Source organism: Brevibacillus fortis (genome assembly GCF_046196545.1).
Classification (GTDB): Bacteria; Bacillota; Bacilli; order Brevibacillales; family Brevibacillaceae; genus Brevibacillus; species Brevibacillus fortis_A.
In genome coordinates this window covers 1,113,664-1,134,774 of the sequence record NZ_CP176370.1, presented here as the reverse complement: position 1 = coordinate 1,134,774, position 21,111 = coordinate 1,113,664, and the positions used below count along the sequence as shown (strand labels likewise).

Below are 21,111 nucleotides of genomic sequence, written 5' to 3'. Positions count from 1 at the left end.
CAGGGCATTTGCAAGCGTATGACAAAACCGTGCGCACATAAAAGGTACAAGAAACAAGAGGGCTGGCCTCTACGTTCTCATCCCGTTTGCACAGGCAAACAAGCACGTGTGATAAACGTACTGTCGTCATCCTTCTCCCATCCAGACTGTACTGTCGGCTCTGGAATCACACCAGATCCTGCACTCCGTCGCTACTTGTAGCTCGGGAGGCTCGCGGGCTTAACATGCATAAAGCATGATCACCGCCGGTCGGGAATTTCACCCTGCCCCGAAGGAATGTGTAGTTGTATACAGCATATTATACTGCTGTTTTTTGATTTGACAATAGAGGAAACTGCCAGCTCGACACTTTTGTTTATTTTTCCGATTTGTTTAGTAGGTATAACGATTTAAAAAAATACTCTTCCTAACGAGAGAGCGCTTCATGCTATAATTCGCTTGTACAATAGAATCGGCTCCTCAAGGGTGGTCGCGGCTCATCCCCGTTTGAAAGGGGGTGAGGCCTGTGGTAACGAATGAAACACTCGGACTGCTTTTCCAGTTTGGGTTGTTCCTTGTCGCGTTAATCGGCTTGGTCGTTACCTTGACAAAAAAGAAATAGACCGCCCTTGAGTTGACAGCTCTGCGGTCTATTTCACACCATAGTATTGAGCCGCACCCCTTTGCGGGAAGCGCCTATTGTACCAACCGTTCCGGTTGCAGCCGGGACGGTCTTTTTTTACCTTATGCTTTTAGATCTCGTTACATCCAATATTACCACAACGACTTCAGATTATAAATCATCAAGAACCCGCTCCTCGATACTTCGTGACACCCCAGTTCCAAACAAGAAGCCCGATCCCGAAGAAAATAACAGCCACTACCGGCGTCATTGCCGCATAGGTGTACCAGACTTCCTTCCGCAAAAAGTAAGCCGCCGGATAAACACCTACGAAGGCAAACGGTAGCACGTAGGTGAGCACAAAGCGAATAGCTTTGTTGTACACGTCTACCGGATAGCGCCCATATTGCTGGATGTTGTAGATCATCGGGGCAATCCCTGTCCGCGAGTCGGAAAAGAAGCTAACCGCAGCAATCGCGGTATACACGCCACCGTAAATCAGTGCCCCACTGATTGAGAGCCCGATAAAGATGAACACGTCGTACCAGTAAAATGACAAATCAAGTTGAATGGCAGCATACCCCATGATGATGATCCCGGTTATGACTCCAAAAATGCGGTCTGGCGCAATCGACTCGAGGCATACCTGTGCCAGATTGTGAATGGGTCTCGTCAGGATGCGATCCATCTCGCCCCGGATGATATACCGTTCGTTGAAGTCCCAAAACCCGAAGAACATCGAGAACAACGCGTATGGAACCAAAAAGAAACCATAGATAAAGATAATCTCATCACGCGTCCAATCCCCCATAAGCGGAACATGTGTGAACACGACAATAATAAAGATAAGATTGATCAACTCAGATACCAGATTGGACACAAAATCCCCGATAAAATCCGTTCGATAAGCAAGTCTCGTCTTGAAGTACTGGCTCAGGTAGTCGGCAAAAATACTGAAAATATGTCTCATGTTTTGCATGCTCTACCCTCCTTGCACAACCAGCTTGTTGCGGGCAAGACGCCACATCACCAAGATGGGAACCAGTATGACAAACATCCAGATTACCTGAAAACCGATCAATTCCCAGGAACGTTCTGTTGTAATCGCACCTGTGAAGATCAGGCTCGGATAGTAGTTAACGGCCTGAAATGGAAGGTACCCCATTGCCGTTTGCGCCCAGCCCGGAAAAAAGCTGATCGGTAGCACGAGACCAGACAACAGATCGACCACCACCCGCTTGGCTCGCATCATTCCATCGTTTCGGAACAGGAAGAAAGTCAGCAAGCCTGTCACCAGGTTGATTTGTGTATTGATCAAAAACGCACACATCAAGCTGATCAAATACAGCCCCCATCCAGTCGCTGTCGCCGGGAAGCTGAACGGAATAATCAGGCTGATAAGGAAGATCCCTGGACCCGCGAAAAAGAGAAAGCGAAAGATCCCTTCCCCAAACGCCTGCGCTGTTTTCACGGACAAGTAATTATAAGGGCGTATCATTTCGATCGCGACCTTGCCTTCTCGGACGTCCTGGGCTATTTCTGTATCGATGTTGTTAAAATAAAACGCCCGCGACATCCAAGCAATCGCAACGTAGGAAGTCATCTGTTCCACCGTAAGCCCGCCCAACTGCTGCTGTCCTCCGTAGATCGCTCCCCACAAAAAGTAGTACGCACCGATGTTAATCGCGTAGATAATGATCCCGCTGTAATAGTTCACACGATAGGCAAGCATCGTCAAAAACCTCATGCGAATGAGTTCCATATAAAGCTTACGCATGGCTGGCTACCTCTTGGTCTGAGGAATAAATGTTGCGAACGATATCCTCTGTGCTCGTCTCCTCGATTTTCACGTCGCTGACTTCAAAGGCTGACATGACTGTCGACAAAACAAAGGGCAGCATTTCCTGACTTCGCGCTACTTTTACATTGAGGGTAAAATCATTGATTTGCTCGATCTCACAAGGCATCTCTCCCAATGCCTGACGGAGTGCGGCTGCTGATGTGCGCTTTTTCATTTGGAAGGACACCTTAGTGCCATTGCCCCATTTTTCCTTGAGGTCATTCAACAAGCCATCGAAGATCAGCTTCCCTTTGTCCATGACAAGCACGCGTTTACAGAGTGCTTCGATGTCTGACACATCGTGAGTCGTCAACAAGATCGTCATATTTTCCGTCTCGTTCAGATTGCGGAGAAACTCACGGATTTTTTGTTTAACGAGCACATCGAGTCCAACTGTCGGTTCATCGAGAAACAGCAGGCGTGGCTTATGAATCAACGAAGCAGCCACTTCACAGCGCATCCGTTGGCCGAGACTAAGCTTGCGCACTGGCTGACTGACGAACGGCGTAATCTCCAGCTCCTCAATCAAACGCTCCAGCCACTTTTCTCCTTCTGCCTCATCCACCTTATAAACACTCTTCAACAGACGGAAGGACTCTATCGGAGATAGGTCCCACCAAAGCTGAGAGCGCTGCCCGAAAACAACTCCGATGGATCGAACGTACTCTTCCCGCTGCTTGAAAGGCACATAGCCGTTAATGACGATTTCGCCGTCGCTCGGGGTTAAGATACCGGTCAGCATCTTGATCGTGGTCGATTTTCCGGCACCATTTTCCCCAATCAGCGCGAACATTTCCCCTTCCTCTACTGTAAAGGAAAGGTCATCCACCGCTTTTACCGTCTTGTACTCCCGACTGAACAAATCACGAAAAGCACCACCAAGGCCCGGTCTGGACTGATGGATGCTGAAATCCTTTTGTAAATGATTTACCTGAATCATGGAAAACCGTCCTTTTTTCTTCGCTTGAATACCATTTGTAGTGTATATGAGCCAATCAAATTGTGCAAAAGGCAAACTGCACCAAACTGTTAATGGAGGTAAAGGATCAGTCCCGTTTTGTCGTCTGACTTTTTGAAGCGGATATAGCGGATGCATTCGGGATCGCTGTTTTCCAGAGAGATGAGCTCGTCTGTATAACGTTGCAACCCTTTATGTACGATCGGCAGCACCGTCTCTTCCCACTTCGGCTGTGCTCCACCTAAAGCTCTCGGCATAAAAAGACCATCCGTCGCCAGCACCAATGCCTTCACGCCAACTCGATTCATGCGTCCATACTCTATAAAATCCCGACAGGCAACATCACCATTCAACACGCCGTAGCCTCCTGGTCCATTCGCCTGATAGCGGTTATGGATCAGGATGTCCATACATCGTTCGTACAGCCCTGTTCGGGTACACAATCCTCCTTTGATTCCTTCCTCCCACTTCGCCAAGGCTGCCTGTTCCAAATGGCTGACCTGCGTATGTGTCAGGGGTCGTACAATGTCATCATCATAAACGGCAAATATCATGCAATCTCCCAACTGTGCGTACTCGATATGGGCATCTCCTACACGGACAACTGCACAAGCCGCTCCCCACAATGCTTCCTTTTTCTCAAGATCGATGCCGCTTTGCCGCATCTGCTCCTGAAGGGCTTCGTTTATCGTCTCCAAATAATCGTGTAGAGCTGCATCCTCCGGCATTGCTTCCAGCTGCTTTTTTACGAGCTCAGCCGCGATAGCTCCGCCTGTCTGTCCTGCTGCGTTCTCATACGGGATCAGCGACGTAATGCCGTCGATTACCGCATACACATGCTTGACCTGCTGAATCACATAGGCGTCCTCATTGCTTTTGCCGCTTCCTTTCATGGAGATGCTCTCAAGTTTCATGATGACCCCGCCTTTACCCATGGAGTGATTTGCTTGAAAATTGTATCATTTTTCCTTTCCTTCATCTATAGATCTCCGTTCATATCCAGTTGTTGAACAGCTGTGGTAAGATAATGTAGGACTTTTTCCAAAAGAAAAGAGGGAATATGCATGAAACGTGAACGATCCGCGCAACTGCACGAGGAAGCACTCGACGTCATTCTAGGCGGGGTAAACAGCCCTTCCCGCTCTTTCAAGGCAGTAGGCGGGGGAGCACCCGTAACGATGGAACGTGCCCAGGGCGCGTATTTCTGGGACGTGGACGGCAATCGATATATTGACTTTTTAGCGGCATATGGCCCTATCATTACTGGCCATGCACATCCACATGTAACCAAAGCGATTTGTGATGCAGCTGCCAACGGAACCCTGTACGGTACTCCTACTCCATGGGAAATTACCTTCGCAAACATGATCCGCGAAGCAATCCCTTCGATGGAGCGCATCCGATTCAACAACTCCGGTACCGAATCAGTCATGACCTGCATTCGTGTAGCCCGTGCCTATACTGGTCGTGTCAAAATCATCAAATTCGCGGGCTGCTACCACGGCCACTCTGATTTGGTGCTCGTTGCTGCCGGCTCCGGGCCATCTACCTTGGGGATTCCAGACAGTGCGGGTATTCCACAAAGCATTGCCAGCGAAGTCATTACTGTACCTTTTAATAATGTTGAAGCATTTGCAGAAGCTATGAGCACATGGGGAAGCGAAACGGCTTGCGTCCTCGTGGAGCCGATTGTCGGCAACTTCGGTATCGTGGCACCTGAGCCTGGCTTCTTGGAAGAGGTTAACCGCATCACGCACGAAGCAGGCGCACTTGTCGTCTATGATGAAGTGATTACGGCCTTCCGCTTCTGCTATGGCGGAGCACAAAACCTCCTCGGAGTCGAGCCTGATCTGACTGCATTGGGCAAAATTATCGGTGGCGGTCTGCCAATCGGCGCTTATGGCGGTCGTCGGGAAATCATGGAGCAAGTCGCCCCACTCGGACCTGCGTATCAAGCAGGAACAATGGCTGGTAATCCTGCTTCCATCCGTGCGGGAATTGCCTGCCTGGAAGTATTGAAGCAGCCGGGCGTGTACGATGAATTCGAACGACTGGGCGCCATGCTTGCGAACGGGATCACCGAGGCAGCCAACAAACACGGCGTAACCATCCAGCTCAATCGCGTTAAAGGGGCATTGGCTGTTTACTTCACGGACGAGCCTGTTCATGATTATGATGCAGCTCAGAAAGCGAATGGAGAAATTTTTGCCCGCTTCTTCCAGCTGATGCTGAATGAAGGTGTATGCCTGGCACCATCCAAATATGAGGCTTGGTTCGTTACGACAGCTCATACAGAAGAAGACATTCAATACACCATCGCAGCTGTAGACCGCGCCTTTTCTCAGCTGTAAACCATTCCCACGTCCTTTCGCATCCGTCCGTGGAAATAATAAGCCTGTTCGCGATTATGTTTTCAAGGAGGATATCCCGGTGTCCAAAGGTGAAAAATCATATCCGCAGGCTCCTGAAAAGACGTTGGATTCCAAAATGAGCAGTAAAATGCTTGAAGTGAAGGGGTTTCAAAACCCGCGAAAAACCGAGCATCACAAAACCCAAAATCACGACAGGTAAACATCAAAACAGACACCTTCCCAATCATGATGACGAGGAATGTGTCTGTTTTTTTCGCATGCGGCAACATTGTCAATAATGGTCAGAGATTGTACAATAAAATAGTGAAACTGTCATAGGACTTATTCGTATACATGAATATGGGACAGAATGAAGTAGTAAGGTTACATGTATGGCTTAGCAACATTTCGTTTTCATAGATTACAACGAGGAGTGAGTGTGGAATGTTTTTCCATCCTATGGATTTCCTGATTCTGATTGCATTCGGACTGTCGCTCTGGGCACAGTTTCGTGTGAAAGGAACTTTTAACAAATTCGCCGAAGTTCCTACCTCCTCCGGTCTTACCGGTGCAGAGGCCGCCCGCCGCATGCTCGATGCGAATGGCTTGACGAACGTTCCTGTTCAACATATTCCAGGTACATTGACTGACCACTACGACCCGACTGACCGTGTCGTACGCCTGTCTGATCCTGTATACTTCGGCAACTCGATTGCCTCTCTGTCCGTTGCTTGTCACGAGGTCGGTCATGCGATTCAGCACAAGGTCTCGTACCCGATGCTGGTAGCACGCCATCGCATTTTCCCAGTAGTCAACCTGGTGTCCGGTGTGGCGCCATTGCTGCTGTTGGCTGGTTTCTTCTTTAAAATGGCTGGACTTTTGCTCATCGGGATTATCTTCTTCTCCGGCGCAGTTGCCTTCCAGCTCGTCACACTGCCTGTCGAATTTAACGCAAGTAGTCGTGCGAAAGAACTGATGCTCAAAATGGGCTTCATCCGCAATGAAGAAGAGCGTGGCGCAAGCAAAGTACTGGGCGCAGCCGCTCTGACGTACGTAGCTGCCGCTCTGATCTCTGTTCTGGAATTGGCGAAATACATCATGATTTTCCGTAGCTCTGACGACTAATCCGTTTAACGAAACTGCAAAGGTACAGCTCTCTCACATGGGAGGCTGTACCTTTTTTCATGAGGCTACGTTACAATAAGGCGGGGGGTTTTGCACATGCGAATTGGAATCATTGGATTAGGCAGTATGGGACAAATGCTGGTGAAATCACTCTGTAAAAGCGGTGTGATCCAGCCCGAGCATATCACCGTCTTCAATCGAACAAGAGAAAAGGCTGAAAATCTGCAAGCATCACATGGCATTCTCATAGCCGAAAGTGCGCAAGAGGTGTGCGACCAGGCAAAGCTGGTCTTTCTCTGCACAAAGCCACTGGATATCCTTCCTGTACTGTGTGAGTTGTCTATCCCTGAAAGTGTACATATCGTTTCTGTGGCAGCAGGTGTTAGCATCGATGATTTGGAAACCGTCCATGCTGGCGCCGTAAGCAAGGTAATTCCTACAGTCACTTCGCAAGAGCTGCATGGTGTATCTCTATTTACATGCAGCAGTCGAACAAGTGCAGAGGATCGCAATGAGCTTCTCACTCTCCTGTCTTCCATTAGTCAATCACAGGAAGTATCCGAGGTCGAGATCGAAACAGCGACGATCCTCACCAGCAGCGCACCAGGACTGATCGCAGGGATTCTTGATTCTTTCGCGCAGGCAGCCGTTCGCAAAACACCAGAGCTTGACTTGGATACGGCGAGAAGCATGCTGGTGGAAACGATGCTGGGAACCGCTCTTTTGCTCAAAAACGAACAGCTTAGCTTCGACCAGCTGATCGAACGTGTTGCTACCAAAGGTGGCATTACAGAAGAAGGCTTGCGTGTTCTTGACAAGACGCTTCCTTCTGGATTTGACGAGTTGTTTGCGATGACAGAATCCAAGCACGCTGCCTTGAAGATACTTGTCCAACAACAAATAAAAGCATAAATCGCGGATAGGAGAACAAGACAATGATCATTGGTTGGATTGGTTTGGGAAACATGGGCATTCCAATGGCTAGCAATCTGCTGGCTGCAGGCTACGACGTAGGTGTCTGGAATCGTACACCGGGAAAAGCTGCACCATTGGTGGCATTGGGTGCGACAGAGACTGCGAATTTGTCCGAGCTGGTAGCACAAAGCGATGTACTGTTTACTATGGTAAGCGACGATGATGCCGTAAAAGCAATCTATACAGGCTCAGATGGTCTCTTGAGTCTTCCCGTGCAAGGAAAGCTGGCGGTGGACATGAGCACCATTTCACCGGATACTTCCCGTTTTCTTGCCAAGCAGGCCAAACAAGCTGGGCTGCGCTTTCTCGATGCACCTGTCTCTGGCAGTGTAGGACCTGCAAAAGAAGGGAAGCTCGTCATCATGGTAGGCGGCGAGCAGGCGGATTATGAGGTAGCCAAGCCTATACTGGACAAGCTGGGCAAAGCAGCCTTTTATTTGGGACCAAACGGTGCTGGCACATCTGCCAAGCTGGCGATCAATCTGTTACTTGGCATTACGGTACAAGGTGTCTCTGAGACACTACTGTTCGCTCGCTCTCGCTGCATTGGCACGGAGCAGATGCTGGACATCATTTCCGAGAGCGCCGTGGGAACCCCGTTAATTCGCGGAAAAGCAGCCTCGATCCTCGCTGACGACTATCCTGCCGCCTTTGCCCTGAAGCATATGGCCAAGGACCTTCGACTAGCGCATGAGGCAGGCGTTTCTACACCTTTGGCGGAATCCGTCAATGCCACTTATCGTCATGCATTGGAATCAGGACTGGGAGAGCTCGATTTGATGGCGATCCTGCGTCACCTCGGTGGAAAATAGGTTTCGTGTTTAGACTGACCCTACATAAATGAAACAGCGGCTAGCTAAGACCTGAAAATAACGTCTTAGACTGGCCGCTTTTTTTTGCATTCCACCCAGAGTATACACCTATGTATGACATATATTGCTTACATAAGGAGGAGTATGCTATGCATGCAAAAAGTCTGTTCCATTCCGGTACCATAACCGAACTTTGATAGCTTCCCCTCATAATCCGTGAAAGATGACAAAGCGAAAGACCGGAATTGCTTCCGGTCTAAGACTGTAGAGAAACTCCGTTTTTTTCGGGGTTTCTTTCATTATTATCGTGGGAATAATAACGATTAACGAAAAGAGCTGGCAAAACATCCATAGTGAAATGGCGGCGTTATGAGGTGTACGGATAGGAAGAATATTTGTGAATGCAAAACAAACCTCCAGCTCCACATTTCTAGTGGTTTTGAAGGTTTGTTTGTAGAGGAAGATTTAGCATCCTAGCAAATTTTTCGTGTAATGCTGGTACCCTCATCCCCTAAATTATTCTTTTCCCTAGCAGCAGGTAAAGTTGAGAGGGTTCTGCAAGTTATGTTTTGCTGTCCCCTTTTCTAAAATACAAAAAACATTAATGGTGCAGGGAGGATCGAAACCGATTGTTGAATCTTTCTTGACACCAATTAACTTTGAAAATTGATCTAACATAGTCATAACCTCCATTTTTTTACATTTTTTACTTTCAATTCAATTATAATAATTGCAACACACAACTGTCAAATGATACATTATTTACAAATGGTTACTAAAATTACCAAAATGGAGTTTGAGGGAGGTTTCTGTGTACGTTCTCATTCCACTAACGGTAGCAGTTGCTTTATTCGGCATGCAACTCTATTCATACCGAAAGTTCAGGAATATCGTTACTCTCTTTTCTGTAGAAGATTCTTTTTTTTCACTTCTAAACCAGTATTTTATCGGTGTAAATCTCAAAGAGTCACTTTTATTCCCCACGCATTTTTCACAAACACCAACCATTGTCATGTTCGCTGCCCCCTCATGTGATACATGCCATCATGAAGTAGAAAGATACTTAACCCATATCAAGAAAAAAACAACCAACCTTCCTTTCTTATGTGCGGTTAAGCAGGATGATTCTGACTATCAGCACTTTATCGACACATTTAGCGGAAAAATTACGATGGTTCCCGTCGACACAAAAACCATGAGCGAATTACAAATCATCAACTTCCCGAGCCTGTTTATTGTTGACTCACAGGGGATCATTCGATATGTAGGACGCTCAGTTGGTGAGCTAGTAGACATCTTGAAGCACAAGGAGAAGCAAGAGCTTCACAACATCCAATAAAACTAGAAAAGGTGTTCCTCATGATTGTTCAATCATTTATCAAGCTGTTCGTTTTCTTATGGGCCCATGCCCGGCTACTTCTCACGCTTTTAGTTTGCTTAACAATCATGACTGGTTTACTACCAGTAGCCACCCTTTGGCTATCCAAAGAAATGATCAATGAGGTCGCGAAAATCATTCAACTCCAAGTGGGTGATTATCGTTATGCTTTTTTCTTACTCTCACTTCAATTTTTAATAGCGATGGCTACATCTGTGCTTCTCAATATCCAACAATACCTGAATGGAAAGCTTGAAAATGTTTTGGAACTCGCGGCGCAATCACTTGTACTTCAAAAGGTAGAAGCGGTACCGCTTTTCTATTTTGATATTCCTGATTTTTACAATCATTTAGAGAGAGTTCACTTGAATGTGGGCACACGCTTTTTATCACCACTCACGATCCTATTAGAGATCGTGAGAGCCAGCATTACAATTTTCAGTTTCTTGCTCTTTTTACTTACCGTTCACTGGAGCCTCGTCATTTTAAGTTTGATCGCGGCAATTCCCGTCTTCTTTATTCAAATTCGGTTTGGCAGTATCAATTATTGGCTCAGATACGGCTTAACCCCCTTAATTCGCGACATACATTATACCAGTTTTTTATTGAAAGATCGGCAGTCAGCCAAGGAAATTCGACTATTTGGCTTAGGTCAAACGCTACTGAAAAGATGGTCAACCTCCATTACCCACCAGTTCACTGAGACATTAAAGGTGTTGCGAAAGCAACAAGCAACTGAGGTCGGCCTAGATGGGTTTACCGCACTTTTGTACTTTGGGACAGCTGGAATTATCATCTGGTTAATCCGTACCACCTCTATCCAAATCGGTGAGTTTGTAGCAATCGGACAAGCTGTGCAGGGAACACAAGGATTGACCAATCAGCTATCTAACCAGTTAGCCAAAATATTTGGAGAGATTCTCTATATAAACGATTTTTTTCATTTCATCGAATATGAACACCCTGAAAAGGATGCAAGCGACGAAGGCTCGGCTCTCTTTCCTGCACCGCTACAACAGGGCATTTTTATAAAAGGATTGTCATTTACCTACGTGAATACGACAAATCCTGTTCTAAGAGATATTCACTTGCACATACGACCTGGTGAAAAAATCGCAATCGTGGGTGAAAATGGCTCGGGTAAATCAACCTTAGTCAAATGTGTGATGGGGTTGTATCCCATATCACAGGGTGACATTTCCTTCGATGGCCTCAGTATTAGCCAGATCAAACCTGATGATTTACGCAAAAATATGACCGTGATCTTCCAGGATTTCATCAAATATGCCTATACGTTACAAGATAATATTGGTTTTGGTGATACCGAACGAATAAACGATCTAAAATGGATGCAAGAAATTGCCGCTACAGCTGGCGTGGATCAAATCGTTTCCAAACTTCCAGATGGCTACCAAACCTATTTAAGTCGCTATTTGCAAGAGGGAACCGATCTTTCTGGAGGACAATGGCAAAAAATTGCCTTGGCTCGTGCTCTGTTTCGAAATAGTGATATTGTGATTTTAGATGAGCCAACAGCAGCTCTTGATCCCATGACTGAGCTTTCTGTATACCAACTCGTACGAAAACTGACCGAAAATAAAACAACCCTATTTGTCTCACACCGTATGGCTGCCGCTAAAATGGCAGATCGGATTATCGTGATGAAGGATGGTCAGTTAGTCGAGTCTGGAACGCATGATGAACTGATTTCACGTAATAAAGAATATGCGCAGATGTATCATGCTCAAGCACAATGGTATGCAACACCAGTGGAAAGCAGGTGAAAAATTGGAAATCGCATCCTTTATCTTTCGCATGATTCTAGCACTGTTGTTTATAAGCTCGTCTGTATCAAAAATCAAAAACAGCACGACTCATGCTTCAATTGTAAAAGACTACAAAATACTGCCTGAACGATCTATTGGATTTTTTGCCGTCCTCGACACTTATTCTGAATTGCTGATTGGATTGCTACTCATTTTCGGGCTGTACTATTCCTGGGCAGCTCTGGCTGGTAGTGGTTTACTACTCCTGTATAGCGTGGCTATTGTGGTCAATTTATTGCGCGGGAGACGAGAAATATCATGTGGTTGCGGTGGCATCGTCGGCAATCACAATCTATCATGGGTACTGGTCAGCCGAAACGTCTTGCTCATTGCGATGTGTCTCTGGGTCTATCAAATACCGACCACCTATGGGAATCTCTCATGGGCATTAGAAACAGGAAATTTCAGGACCGTATATGGAGAAGAGTACTGGACGTTAATGATCATCGCATTGTTGTCCACACTTGTGATTCTGATTGGTCAACATCTAGGGAGCATTCGGAAGAAAGTACACGAGCTAGTCGCACAAAAATAAATATCATTCCCTCACGAAAAAGGAGAGATCCTCTGTGGAAACGTTTATACAATGGTCTGTGATTGCGTTATGGGTATTTGTCATTGTGCAATTCGTCGTTATCTACCTGCTAACAAAACTAGTAGCAGATTTTATCAATAAATTACAAGCAAAAGAAAAAGAACCGAGTGTAGACAACTGGATAGGCTCCAGAGCCCCGGTTCTGATCGATAACAGTCCATCTGGAACAAGCATTGATTTTACAGAGATGAAAAGCCACTCTACACTTGCACTTTTCACGGCAGAAGGTTGTCCCATATGCCAGCAAATCATTCCACATTTAGAGAAGGTAAAACTACGATTTCCTCATCTTAAATTACTAGTTGTTTATTCAGGAAAGCTCATTCACGAGAACCAAAACCAGGACGATATTCAGTATATCGACTCTACCATTTCGTTTTCAATGTACCAAATCGATGCCATCCCATCTGCTGTCCTGATCGACAAAAAAGGAATTATCCTTGCCAAAGAATCTGTTCCTACCTTTCATTACCTACTGGCATTGCTTGAAAAACATGCGCATATCGAAGCGGACACCTCGGAGTTCATTCCTGCGTCGCTCTCAACAAATCTAGGAGAAAATAAAGCAAATAAAATTGCCCCTCAACCATATTCATGACTGTAGAAAACCTACCCTTCATATTTTAAGAATATTACAGTAAATCAACGCGGTGTCGTGTTTGACAAATAAAAAAGACTACCGACTTTTTCGACAGTGATATTATCCCCTTTGAGTAGACAGTGTAAAAAGCCCGCCCACCTAACGGTGGGTGGTACACTCTACTTGGAGGGGATTTTCTCATGGCTAAAAAAGGTCAAATATTCAAGCGTTATTCCGAGGAGTTTAAGCTGAGAGCAGTAAACATGTATCAACAGGGAGAGATGGGTTATAAAGCAATAGCTAAGGAATTAGGGATACCTAGTAAAACACAAGTTCTACAATGGGTTCGAAAGAAGAATAAAGGCGAAGGTTTTGTGGATCAAAGAGGAAAGAATGGTTCTAGTGACACCCCATTTGTTGGTCCAAGAACCAAGTTTGCTACTGTGGAAGAAGAAAGGGACTATCTAAAGGCGCAGGTAGAATACCTAAAAAAGCGCAATCCCAATCTGCATCTGGGGGGAAGGTATGGAAAATAACTCGCTTTACGATCATAAACGAGCTGCGTAAAAAATATCCACTAACGTGGTTGGTAGAAATTGCGCAAGTGTCACGGTCGGGTTTTTACAAATGGCTTAGCACCAAAGGAAAGCCGTCAGCAAGAAATGAGTTAGATCAGATTCTGAAAAAGCATATGATGGCGATTCATTTGGAGCATCCATACTATGGTTATCCACGAATGCAGATAGCATTAAAGAAGAAGGGATTGAATGCGAATCATAAGCGAATATACCGCCTGATGAAAGAATTAAACCTTCAATCCATCATCAGGAGGAAGCGCCGCTATTTTGGTAAAGCACCTTCGATTGTATATCCCAACTTACTTAACCGTAAGTTTAGAGCGGACAAGCCCAATGAGGTATTTGTAACAGATATTACGTATGTTGCACTTCATAACCGTTACTATTACCTTTCGGTCATTCAGGACCTTTTTAACAACGAAGTTGTTGCCTGGAAAGTTTCCAAGCGAAATGATTTACAACTTGTGTTAGACACTGTGGGGCAGCTAAACGAAGAAAGAGACGTGCTGAAAGCAACCCTACATTCAGATCAGGGCTTCCAATACACGTCTCGACAGTACAATAAGCGAATAAAGGAACTTGGCATAAGTGGCAGCCACTCTCGCAAAGGAAACTGCCTTGATAACGCCTGCATCGAATCCTTTTTCTCGCATCTCAAAACTGAGACATTGTACTTTACTGAGTGTAAGACAGAAGAAGATCTCTTTCAAGCCATTGAAAAATACATTTGGTTTTATAACCATGAACGGTTCCAGAAAAAATTAAACCAGTGTGCCCCGGTTGAATACCGAAACACACTGGCTGCTTAGGCTTTTTTAATTGTGTCTACTTGACAGGGGTAAGACCACAGTCTGAGACCGGAATTGCTTCCGGTCTTTTTTCGTCCAATACGCTTTTGTTTTGCCTTCAGCCACTCATTAAAAACCTTCGTTTCCTCTACTGCCCGTTGATCTGACAATACATCACCGGGTTTGTTGCCTTACCAGTAGAAAAGTCTACGGATAAGACAGCCTGTTCGTGTTTAATTTACGGAAACCCCACTAGAATGCTCCGTCTGCTTTTTTTGCAAGCGCAACGCAAAAAGGAAAGCGATGAGTAACAATCCAGCAGATACATAATAAACAGCCCGGACTCCCTGCCATTCAGCGATAGCCCCCATCACCAAGGCAGAAGCGCCAAAGACGAGTAAATCAATCGTCCCCTTTGCTGACATGACATAGGGCAATGCTGATTCTTCAGTCTCTTGTTGCAAAAGTGTCTGCTTGCTTACATGAACCATTTCCAAAAACGGGCCTAGTGCAAAGGAAAACAACAGTGCCACAAGAGCGTTCGTACTGCTACCAAAACAAAAGGTAAAGAATCCGACGCCAATCGTACCACAAATGATCCAGCGAAATAAATGGCGACGCATCCGCTCCGCATACATCAATAGCAGCGTTCCACCTGCAATGGCTCCAAGCATGTAACCGGCATTGATGTAACCCCACCATTCTTCTCCTTGTCCAAGCACATCGAGGACAAATGGCAGCATAATCGCAGCGATCCACCCCCCCCCGGACAAGCCGATCAAGATATCCATCGTGACCAGCAGTCGTAGTACAGGTACATTGCGAATGGTTTTCCATCCAGTGAGCCAGTTTGTTGTCGCCTTAGCTGCCCGTTCTTCACGCAGCTTTTCGCTTGCCGGTGCAATGCCTGTCATCGCAATCGTCGCCACAACATAGGCACCAACCGTTCCCCACAGAACCACACCTGCTCCCAGCCAAGAAACGAGTAATCCCCCTGCGGCCCAGCCAGCAAAATGAACGGTTTGATCCGAGGTGGCAAGCAAACCATTCGCTCGCATGAGGTCTTCTCGTCCGACCAACTGCGGCACCATGGCATTGCGCGCAGGGTTTGCCCAGCCATCCATAAAGGCGATGGTTGACCCCAATCCGAACAATAGCCAGATCCACTCTCCCTGCTCTCCTGCACCGCTGCTGACAGCTAATGAGGCTGCAGCCAGAAGTATCGTCTTCAAGCCTTGCGACAACACGAGCATGCCCGTCAACGACAATCGCTGAAACACCAACGGAGCCAACAAGCTGCTCACAGACTGCGATGCCACGATGACAACCGGTATAAACGCCGTGTACATGACAGAGCCAGTTGCAGCGTAAATGACAGAAATAAACGCGACAATATAAAATACATCCCCAAGGTTGGCCAATGTCTGACCCGCCCAGAGACAAATAAAGCGTCGATGCCACATGAAACGCACTCTCCTGTCGGTTCAGGACCAGCCTATACGTCCTGATGGAATATGAAGTTATTCACACCGACTCGCCATCACAATGGAGGTGCACCTCTTTTCGCGAAAATTACCTTTTATTCTATTTCAGAATCAGAATGCTGTACAGATTTGTTTCGGAAAAAGCTGTAGTACACCCAGCCTGCGTTAATAAACAAGAAAGCACTCGTCATGTAAAAGACTCCGCTAATGCTCACATAGCCTGCCAAAAAGCCACCAATCATCGGCCCAAGCATGCTGCCGATACTGACGAAGCTGTTGTTATAGCCGTAGACGCGGCTGACCATATGTACGGGTGTTGCTCGTCTCAGCAAGGCATTGACGGAAGGAAGCAGGCCCCCCAGCGACAAGCCTAACAGGAACCGGAGCACGATCAATTGCCATACCGTATGTACTAAGCCTTGTGGTATAAAGATGATCGCGGCAGCCAAGAGAGAGAACAGGAGCACCTTTTGGGAACCGAACCGATCACCTAAACGCCCCAGCTGTGGGGAGGCAAAGACATTCGCTACCCCCATGCATGCCTGGACAATACCGGCCCACAGCGCTACCTTTGCTCCTTCTGATCCAACCAATTGCGAAATGTAGATCGGCAACACAGGAATAATACTAAACAGCGCAAACTGGATCATTACGGTTACAAAAAAGAGCGCCGGGAGTTCTTTGGAAGAAAAGATCATCTGAAAATCTTCCCGTAGACTCGACCGTTCCTTTTTTTCAGGTGGAACAAAATTCTCTTTCACCATAAACGTAATGACCAAGGTCGCCAGTAATAATACGCAACCGGTTATCACAAAAATCATCCGAAAGCCGATCTTCTCGGCGAGGACACCGCCAAACAGCGGTCCCATAATGGTTCCGGCCGTAATAAAAGACTGAAGCAACCCGGTTGCCCAGCCAATTCGTTCTTTTGGTACAGAGGATGCTACCAATGCGGTACTGGCAGGGATGATTCCCCCAACGAGTCCATTGAGCAGACGAAGGGCCAAAAGCTGCCACAGACTTCCCGCAAAACCGGTCAGTGCCATGGTAATGGACATGAAAAATCCCGAGCGCAAAATCATGATCTTGCGCCCGTGCTTATCGGCCAAATTTCCCCAAATAGGCGAGACGAGGCCCGCCGTCAAAAAGTTGGCTCCAAAAATAATCCCCGCCCAAGCCGTGACTTGATGAGGGTCTTCAATTCCGAAATCCTGTTGAATGTAAAGCGGTAAAAAAGGCATGATCATGCTCATCGCCACCATGACGAAAAACAACGATCCGCAGAGTACATATAAATTACGGCGCCATATCTCCATCGGATTTCCTCCAATCCCATCTGCTTATCCCAGTTGCGGGTCGGATGTACTTCCTAAATCTTGCACACTCCACAGGCCATAGTATGCTCCCTTTCTCCCAAGCAATTGCTCATGCGTGCCTTCCTCAACAATTTGTCCCTCTTTCATGACAATGATTTTGTCCGCATGGGTAATCGTCGAAAGTCGATGGGCCACGATGAGCGTAGTTCTGCCTTTTGCCAATCTGGCCAAAGACTCCTGAATCGTGTGCTCTGATTCCAAGTCGAGTGCAGATGTCGCCTCATCCAAAATCAGAATACCCGGGTCACGCAGGAAAACTCGCGCAATCGCAATTCGCTGTTTTTGCCCACCAGAGAGCTTCACACCGCGCTCTCCCAGCTCCGTATGGTACCCATTCGGTAATTCGCTAATAAAGTCATGGGCATTTGCCGCCTTCGCAGCTTCCTGCACAGCACTGTCATCTGCATCAGGATTGCCCATTAAAATATTCACTTTTGCTGATTCACTAAACAAAATATTATCTTGCTGCACCATCCCGATGTGGTGACGCAAATTTTGCTGCTTCACATCGCGGATATCGATGCCATCAATCGTAATTTTCCCTTCTGTCACGTCCCAAAAACGAGGCAGCAAGCTAATCAGCGAAGATTTTCCGCCGCCTGACATCCCGACAATCGCAACCGTTTCACCAGAAGAGATGCTTATATTCACACTGTTCAAGACAAGAGGGCCTTCCTCCCGATAGCGGAAGGACACGTTCTCAAAGCGGATTTCTCCGCGAATGCGCTTGGTTGCAGGGTCTATAGGCAGCTCCCCTGCGTTTGGTTTGTCAACAATATCGTACGATTCATCGATAAACTCGAACATCCGGTCCATCGAGGCAATTGCTTGTGTCAGTACCGTACTGGAATTGACCAGACGGCGCAATGGCGTGTACAAGCGTTCCAAATAAACATAAAATGCAACGAGCGTCCCTACGCTCATACTCCCGCCAATCACTTGGTAGCCAGCATAGGCAATGACCAGGAGCGGTGCGATATCCGTCACCGTATTAATTACAGCAAAAGTTCGCGCATTCCAGCGTGTTTGCGCCAGTGCCTTATCCAAAAACTGATTGTTTTCCTTTGCGAATTCCTTGCTTTCCTGCTTCTCCAAGGCAAAGCTGCGGATGAGCGCCATCCCATTGACACGTTCGTACAAATATCCTTGCAAACGCGCCAGTGCCGCAGAACGATCCTTTGTCAATTGACGCAAGCGCTTGTAGAAAAATTTGACGGAAATACTGTACAAAGGGAAAACGACAATTGCCACAAGCGTCAGCTCCACATCCATGTAGAGCATAATCGCCAGTGTCAGGATGATCGTAATCAGGTCCAGCCAGAGATTCATCAGTCCCGTTTCCACGAAGCTTTTGGTTGATTCCACATCGTTAATGATGCGGGAGATAACCTCACCCGTCTTGGTATTGTTATAATAGCGCATCGACAATCGCTGCAAATGAGAAAATAATTGATTGCGGATGTCAAACAGGATGCGGCTGGATACCCACTGTGCATAGTATTGCCGAATGTATTCTACAGGAGCGCGAACGACTGTAAATAACAAAAACGCAACGAGCATCAGCCAAAATAACTGTTTCAGCTTTTCCTCTTGTGGAAGCGGACTTGGCAGCAGGTCATCAATGACGTATTTGATAAGAAGCGGCAGAGCGAGTGGAATCGCAAATTTTATAATACCAATGAATATGGTGCCCAGGATTTGTTTCCAATAGGGCCAGACATATGCCAAGTAACGGCGTATGCTCAAGCATCATACCTCCTTTGCAAACAAGGAAATCCCTCCCCCGGTCATTCGGGAAAGGGATTATTCCTCATCATCTCGTACTAAAAGATAACGCTCGTACCAACGTTGGACAAAGCCGCTCTGAAAAGGGCCACGTCGTGCACTTACCCAATCCAGCACCTCACGCAATGCTGTCTGCACTCTTTCCACAACAAATGGAGGATAGTTCATCTGTTTGCTATGCAAAAGAAACTCCTCTTCGTCGAGAATCGAGTACGTCATATCGGGAAACACTTTTACGTCGAGATCATAGTCTATGTAGCTTAGCAATTGTCCCTTCATGCTGAAGGGCGAACCAATGTTGCAATAATAATAAATACCGTCATCACGAATCATGGCAATGGTATTGAACCACTGGCCTCTACCAAATGTACAAATGGCCGGTTCACGCGTACGCCATTCCCGCCCGTCTGCTTCTGTCACCTTGACCCGATCATTTCCCCCAATCACCACCGCATCACTGGTATGAATCAACGTAGATTTGTCCCATATGCGGTGCAACGAATGGTCATGTTTATAACTTTCTATGCGGATATTGGAGCCCGGAGTTGGTGACATGACTCTCCCCTTTCTTCTCTTCTCTATTTGAATGGGGACAAGCCTCCTTTAAGAAGAGAGCTTTTTGGAAAGTGTAACATATTTTTGTACTTCATAGCCAAGTGAAAGGTAAAACGGAAGGACTTCCGGATTTGATTGATTGACCATGATCAAGACGTTATTGACACCTCGTTGCTTGAAACGCTTTTCAATTGCTTCAACGAGTTCGCGACCAATACCTGAGCCTTGCATCTCTGGAAGTACAGCCAATCGGTAGAAATAGGCACGTGCTCCGTCGATCGTGCCAACCACGACCCCTACAACTCTGCCTTCAATTTCTGCAACCATTACCAGATCGCTGTCCCAAGCCAAATGCTGGGCCAAATCGTTCAATGACTCTTTGTCCGATTGGTCCAACCCCGTCTCCTGCCAAATACGTGTGATAGCCGAATAGTCACCGAGTCGAAACGGACGAATCAGCATGTGTTGCCTCCTTCGTAACCTTCTTCCTCTATTGTACAACACATGGACAACTTTGTCTTGTGTCGCAACACCACAAAGTCTCCAACTCCATACTCCATCTTCAATAAATCATTATGTCAAAAGAGAAATACCGCCGTCTACAATCAATGTTTGTCCGCGAACCATCCACGCTTTGTCAGAGAGCAAGAAAATCACAGCATTAGCCAAATCTTCCGGCTCCACAATACGTCCTGCTGGCGTACGCTCTGCTGAGCTACCGAGCAATTCTTCACGATTCGGGAAATGTTTGAGTGCATCCGTATCCACCGCTCCGCCAGAAACAGCGTTTACTACAATATTATGCGGTGCGAGCTCGACTGCCAAATAACGAGTAATCGCTTCTACAGCTGCCTTTGATACGCCAACCGCTGTATAGTTGTCGAGAACTCGAATAGACCCAAGGCTGGACAAGCTCACGATTTTTCCGCCGTTGCCGCCCTTGATCATTAGTTTTGCCGCTTCTTGCGCACAGAACAACAGCGCCTTGCTGTTAATTTCCATGGTCCAGTCCCAATGGCTTTCTTCCAGCTCCATCAGCGGACGCAGTACACCCGATGCCGCATTGTTCACAAATACATCCAAGCGACCGAATTCCTGGTCAATTTCTGCGAACAACTCTTTGATTTTTGCTACATCCCCTACATTGGCTTTGATCAGATGGACACGAGCGCCCTTTGCTTCCAGCTCTGCTGCTGCTTCTCTTGCCGCAGTGCGGTTACGCAAATAGTTCAGCACCAGGTCATAGCCCTGTTCCGCCAATTGAAGCGCAATCGCTTTTCCGATTCCTCGCGTTCCGCCAGTAACCAGTGCTACTTTTTTCGTTGTATTCATAAAAAGATTACCTCCCAACCTGACCAACTATTAATAGCAGGTACTAATAAGTAAAAATCACTTATTCATTATACAACTCCACCTGCGCTTTTTCTACCTGCGGAAAAAATACCGGCATGACTTGATCCTCTCGACTATAGCCATACTAAGCTCGCAGTATTAGGCAAACCAC

General features: G+C 46.7%; 21 protein-coding genes and 1 riboswitch. Of the genes, 11 read left to right on the top strand and 10 right to left on the bottom strand.

Going from position 1 to position 21,111, the window contains the following annotated elements; all coding sequences use genetic code 11:
• Positions 1 to 125 precede the first annotated feature (125 nt).
• A riboswitch (FMN riboswitch) is annotated at positions 126 to 280 on the bottom strand.
• Between the two features lie 225 nt (positions 281 to 505).
• A complete protein-coding gene (locus ACKKE8_RS05985; RefSeq protein WP_012684786.1) occupies positions 506 to 601 on the top strand; it encodes a putative holin-like toxin in 96 nt (31 codons plus the stop codon).
• Between the two features lie 181 nt (positions 602 to 782).
• On the opposite strand, the gene ACKKE8_RS05980 is transcribed toward ACKKE8_RS05985, so the two are convergent.
• The 4 genes from ACKKE8_RS05980 to ACKKE8_RS05965 form a co-directional block, all read right to left on the bottom strand.
• Positions 783 to 1,580, bottom strand: coding sequence for an ABC transporter permease (locus ACKKE8_RS05980; RefSeq protein ID WP_106657734.1), 798 nt, complete (start codon positions 1,578 to 1,580; stop codon positions 783 to 785).
• Between the two features lie 3 nt (positions 1,581 to 1,583).
• Positions 1,584 to 2,378, bottom strand: coding sequence for an ABC-2 family transporter protein (locus ACKKE8_RS05975; protein ID WP_048031444.1), 795 nt, complete (start codon positions 2,376 to 2,378; stop codon positions 1,584 to 1,586).
• On the bottom strand, positions 2,371 to 3,381 hold the full coding sequence (locus ACKKE8_RS05970; RefSeq protein ID WP_409177364.1) for an ATP-binding cassette domain-containing protein: 1,011 nt from the start codon (positions 3,379 to 3,381) through the stop codon (positions 2,371 to 2,373). Before ACKKE8_RS05970 ends, ACKKE8_RS05975 begins: the two co-directional genes overlap by 8 nt.
• Positions 3,382 to 3,470: 89 nt before the next feature.
• Positions 3,471 to 4,313 (bottom strand): protein phosphatase 2C domain-containing protein, encoded by an 843-nt coding sequence (locus tag ACKKE8_RS05965; RefSeq protein WP_409177363.1) that lies wholly within the window; start codon positions 4,311 to 4,313, stop codon positions 3,471 to 3,473.
• Positions 4,314 to 4,463: 150 nt separating this feature from the next.
• Between ACKKE8_RS05965 and ACKKE8_RS05960 the strand changes: the two genes are divergently transcribed.
• From ACKKE8_RS05960 to ACKKE8_RS05915, 10 genes are all read left to right on the top strand, one after another.
• Complete coding sequence (locus ACKKE8_RS05960; RefSeq protein ID WP_409177362.1) at positions 4,464 to 5,750, top strand: glutamate-1-semialdehyde 2,1-aminomutase; 1,287 nt, start codon at positions 4,464 to 4,466, stop codon at positions 5,748 to 5,750.
• 79 nt (positions 5,751 to 5,829) lie between these two features.
• Complete coding sequence (locus tag ACKKE8_RS05955) at positions 5,830 to 5,970, top strand: hypothetical protein (RefSeq protein WP_162837772.1); 141 nt, start codon at positions 5,830 to 5,832, stop codon at positions 5,968 to 5,970.
• A 224-nt stretch (positions 5,971 to 6,194) separates the two neighbouring features.
• Positions 6,195 to 6,875 carry a zinc metallopeptidase gene (locus ACKKE8_RS05950; RefSeq protein WP_048031441.1) on the top strand — a complete coding sequence of 227 codons (681 nt, stop codon included), beginning with the start codon at positions 6,195 to 6,197 and terminating at the stop codon, positions 6,873 to 6,875.
• A 96-nt stretch (positions 6,876 to 6,971) separates the two neighbouring features.
• Positions 6,972 to 7,787, top strand: a complete 816-nt coding sequence (locus ACKKE8_RS05945; protein WP_409177361.1) for a pyrroline-5-carboxylate reductase family protein — start codon at positions 6,972 to 6,974, stop codon at positions 7,785 to 7,787.
• Positions 7,788 to 7,810: 23 nt separating this feature from the next.
• The gene (locus tag ACKKE8_RS05940) at positions 7,811 to 8,662 is read left to right on the top strand and encodes an NAD(P)-dependent oxidoreductase (RefSeq protein WP_409177360.1); all 852 of its coding nucleotides are present in this window, start codon (positions 7,811 to 7,813) and stop codon (positions 8,660 to 8,662) included.
• A gap of 811 nt (positions 8,663 to 9,473) precedes the next feature.
• A complete protein-coding gene (locus ACKKE8_RS05935; protein ID WP_409177359.1) occupies positions 9,474 to 10,001 on the top strand; it encodes a TlpA family protein disulfide reductase in 528 nt (175 codons plus the stop codon).
• Between the two features lie 20 nt (positions 10,002 to 10,021).
• A complete protein-coding gene (locus ACKKE8_RS05930) occupies positions 10,022 to 11,824 on the top strand; it encodes an ABC transporter ATP-binding protein (RefSeq protein WP_409177358.1) in 1,803 nt (600 codons plus the stop codon).
• On the top strand, positions 11,781 to 12,401 hold the full coding sequence (locus ACKKE8_RS05925; RefSeq protein WP_409177357.1) for a MauE/DoxX family redox-associated membrane protein: 621 nt from the start codon (positions 11,781 to 11,783) through the stop codon (positions 12,399 to 12,401). The genes ACKKE8_RS05930 and ACKKE8_RS05925 overlap by 44 nt, the downstream gene beginning before the upstream one ends.
• 34 nt (positions 12,402 to 12,435) lie before the next feature.
• Entirely contained in the window at positions 12,436 to 13,059 is a 624-nt protein-coding gene (locus tag ACKKE8_RS05920) for a TlpA family protein disulfide reductase (RefSeq protein WP_409177356.1), read from the top strand.
• 182 nt (positions 13,060 to 13,241) lie between these two features.
• Positions 13,242 to 14,428 (top strand): IS3 family transposase gene (locus tag ACKKE8_RS05915; protein ID WP_409177355.1). Its coding sequence is split into 2 segments (ribosomal slippage): positions 13,242 to 13,527 and positions 13,527 to 14,428, totalling 1,188 coding nucleotides; the frame shifts between segments, so codons are not numbered across the junction.
• Positions 14,429 to 14,640: 212 nt separating this feature from the next.
• Here the strand turns inward: ACKKE8_RS05915 and ACKKE8_RS05910 are convergent.
• The 6 genes from ACKKE8_RS05910 to fabL form a co-directional block, all read right to left on the bottom strand.
• Positions 14,641 to 15,870 carry an MFS transporter gene (locus ACKKE8_RS05910; RefSeq protein WP_409177354.1) on the bottom strand — a complete coding sequence of 410 codons (1,230 nt, stop codon included), beginning with the start codon at positions 15,868 to 15,870 and terminating at the stop codon, positions 14,641 to 14,643.
• Between the two features lie 116 nt (positions 15,871 to 15,986).
• Entirely contained in the window at positions 15,987 to 17,207 is a 1,221-nt protein-coding gene (locus tag ACKKE8_RS05905; protein ID WP_409177353.1) for an MFS transporter, read from the bottom strand.
• A 24-nt stretch (positions 17,208 to 17,231) separates the two neighbouring features.
• A complete protein-coding gene (locus ACKKE8_RS05900) occupies positions 17,232 to 19,013 on the bottom strand; it encodes an ABC transporter ATP-binding protein (protein ID WP_409177352.1) in 1,782 nt (593 codons plus the stop codon).
• Between the two features lie 57 nt (positions 19,014 to 19,070).
• Positions 19,071 to 19,607 carry a DUF402 domain-containing protein gene (locus tag ACKKE8_RS05895; protein WP_106838375.1) on the bottom strand — a complete coding sequence of 179 codons (537 nt, stop codon included), beginning with the start codon at positions 19,605 to 19,607 and terminating at the stop codon, positions 19,071 to 19,073.
• A 48-nt stretch (positions 19,608 to 19,655) separates the two neighbouring features.
• Positions 19,656 to 20,069: a GNAT family N-acetyltransferase gene (locus tag ACKKE8_RS05890; protein WP_016742780.1), complete on the bottom strand. Its 414-nt coding sequence runs from the start codon at positions 20,067 to 20,069 to the stop codon at positions 19,656 to 19,658.
• Positions 20,070 to 20,180: 111 nt separating this feature from the next.
• A complete protein-coding gene (gene fabL, locus ACKKE8_RS05885; RefSeq protein WP_017250147.1) occupies positions 20,181 to 20,939 on the bottom strand; it encodes an enoyl-[acyl-carrier-protein] reductase FabL in 759 nt (252 codons plus the stop codon).
• Positions 20,940 to 21,111: the final 172 nt, after the last annotated feature.

Bases quoted from the DNA above. Each gene is read 5' to 3' on its own strand.
- ACKKE8_RS05980 (WP_106657734.1), bottom strand. From the start codon at position 1,580: ATGCAAAACATGAGACATATTTTCAGTATTTTTGCCGACTACCTGAGC.
- ACKKE8_RS05975 (WP_048031444.1), bottom strand. From the start codon at position 2,378: ATGCGTAAGCTTTATATGGAACTCATTCGCATGAGGTTTTTGACGATG.
- ACKKE8_RS05970 (WP_409177364.1), bottom strand. From the start codon at position 3,381: ATGATTCAGGTAAATCATTTACAAAAGGATTTCAGCATCCATCAGTCC.
- ACKKE8_RS05965 (WP_409177363.1), bottom strand. From the start codon at position 4,313: ATGAAACTTGAGAGCATCTCCATGAAAGGAAGCGGCAAAAGCAATGAG.
- ACKKE8_RS05960 (WP_409177362.1), top strand. From the start codon at position 4,464: ATGAAACGTGAACGATCCGCGCAACTGCACGAGGAAGCACTCGACGTC.
- ACKKE8_RS05950 (WP_048031441.1), top strand. From the start codon at position 6,195: ATGTTTTTCCATCCTATGGATTTCCTGATTCTGATTGCATTCGGACTG.
- ACKKE8_RS05945 (WP_409177361.1), top strand. From the start codon at position 6,972: ATGCGAATTGGAATCATTGGATTAGGCAGTATGGGACAAATGCTGGTG.
- ACKKE8_RS05940 (WP_409177360.1), top strand. From the start codon at position 7,811: ATGATCATTGGTTGGATTGGTTTGGGAAACATGGGCATTCCAATGGCT.
- ACKKE8_RS05930 (WP_409177358.1), top strand. From the start codon at position 10,022: ATGATTGTTCAATCATTTATCAAGCTGTTCGTTTTCTTATGGGCCCAT.
- ACKKE8_RS05925 (WP_409177357.1), top strand. From the start codon at position 11,781: ATGCTCAAGCACAATGGTATGCAACACCAGTGGAAAGCAGGTGAAAAA.
- ACKKE8_RS05910 (WP_409177354.1), bottom strand. From the start codon at position 15,870: ATGTGGCATCGACGCTTTATTTGTCTCTGGGCGGGTCAGACATTGGCC.
- ACKKE8_RS05905 (WP_409177353.1), bottom strand. From the start codon at position 17,207: ATGGAGATATGGCGCCGTAATTTATATGTACTCTGCGGATCGTTGTTT.
- ACKKE8_RS05895 (WP_106838375.1), bottom strand. From the start codon at position 19,607: ATGTCACCAACTCCGGGCTCCAATATCCGCATAGAAAGTTATAAACAT.
- ACKKE8_RS05890 (WP_016742780.1), bottom strand. From the start codon at position 20,069: ATGCTGATTCGTCCGTTTCGACTCGGTGACTATTCGGCTATCACACGT.
- fabL (WP_017250147.1), bottom strand. From the start codon at position 20,939: ATGAATACAACGAAAAAAGTAGCACTGGTTACTGGCGGAACGCGAGGA.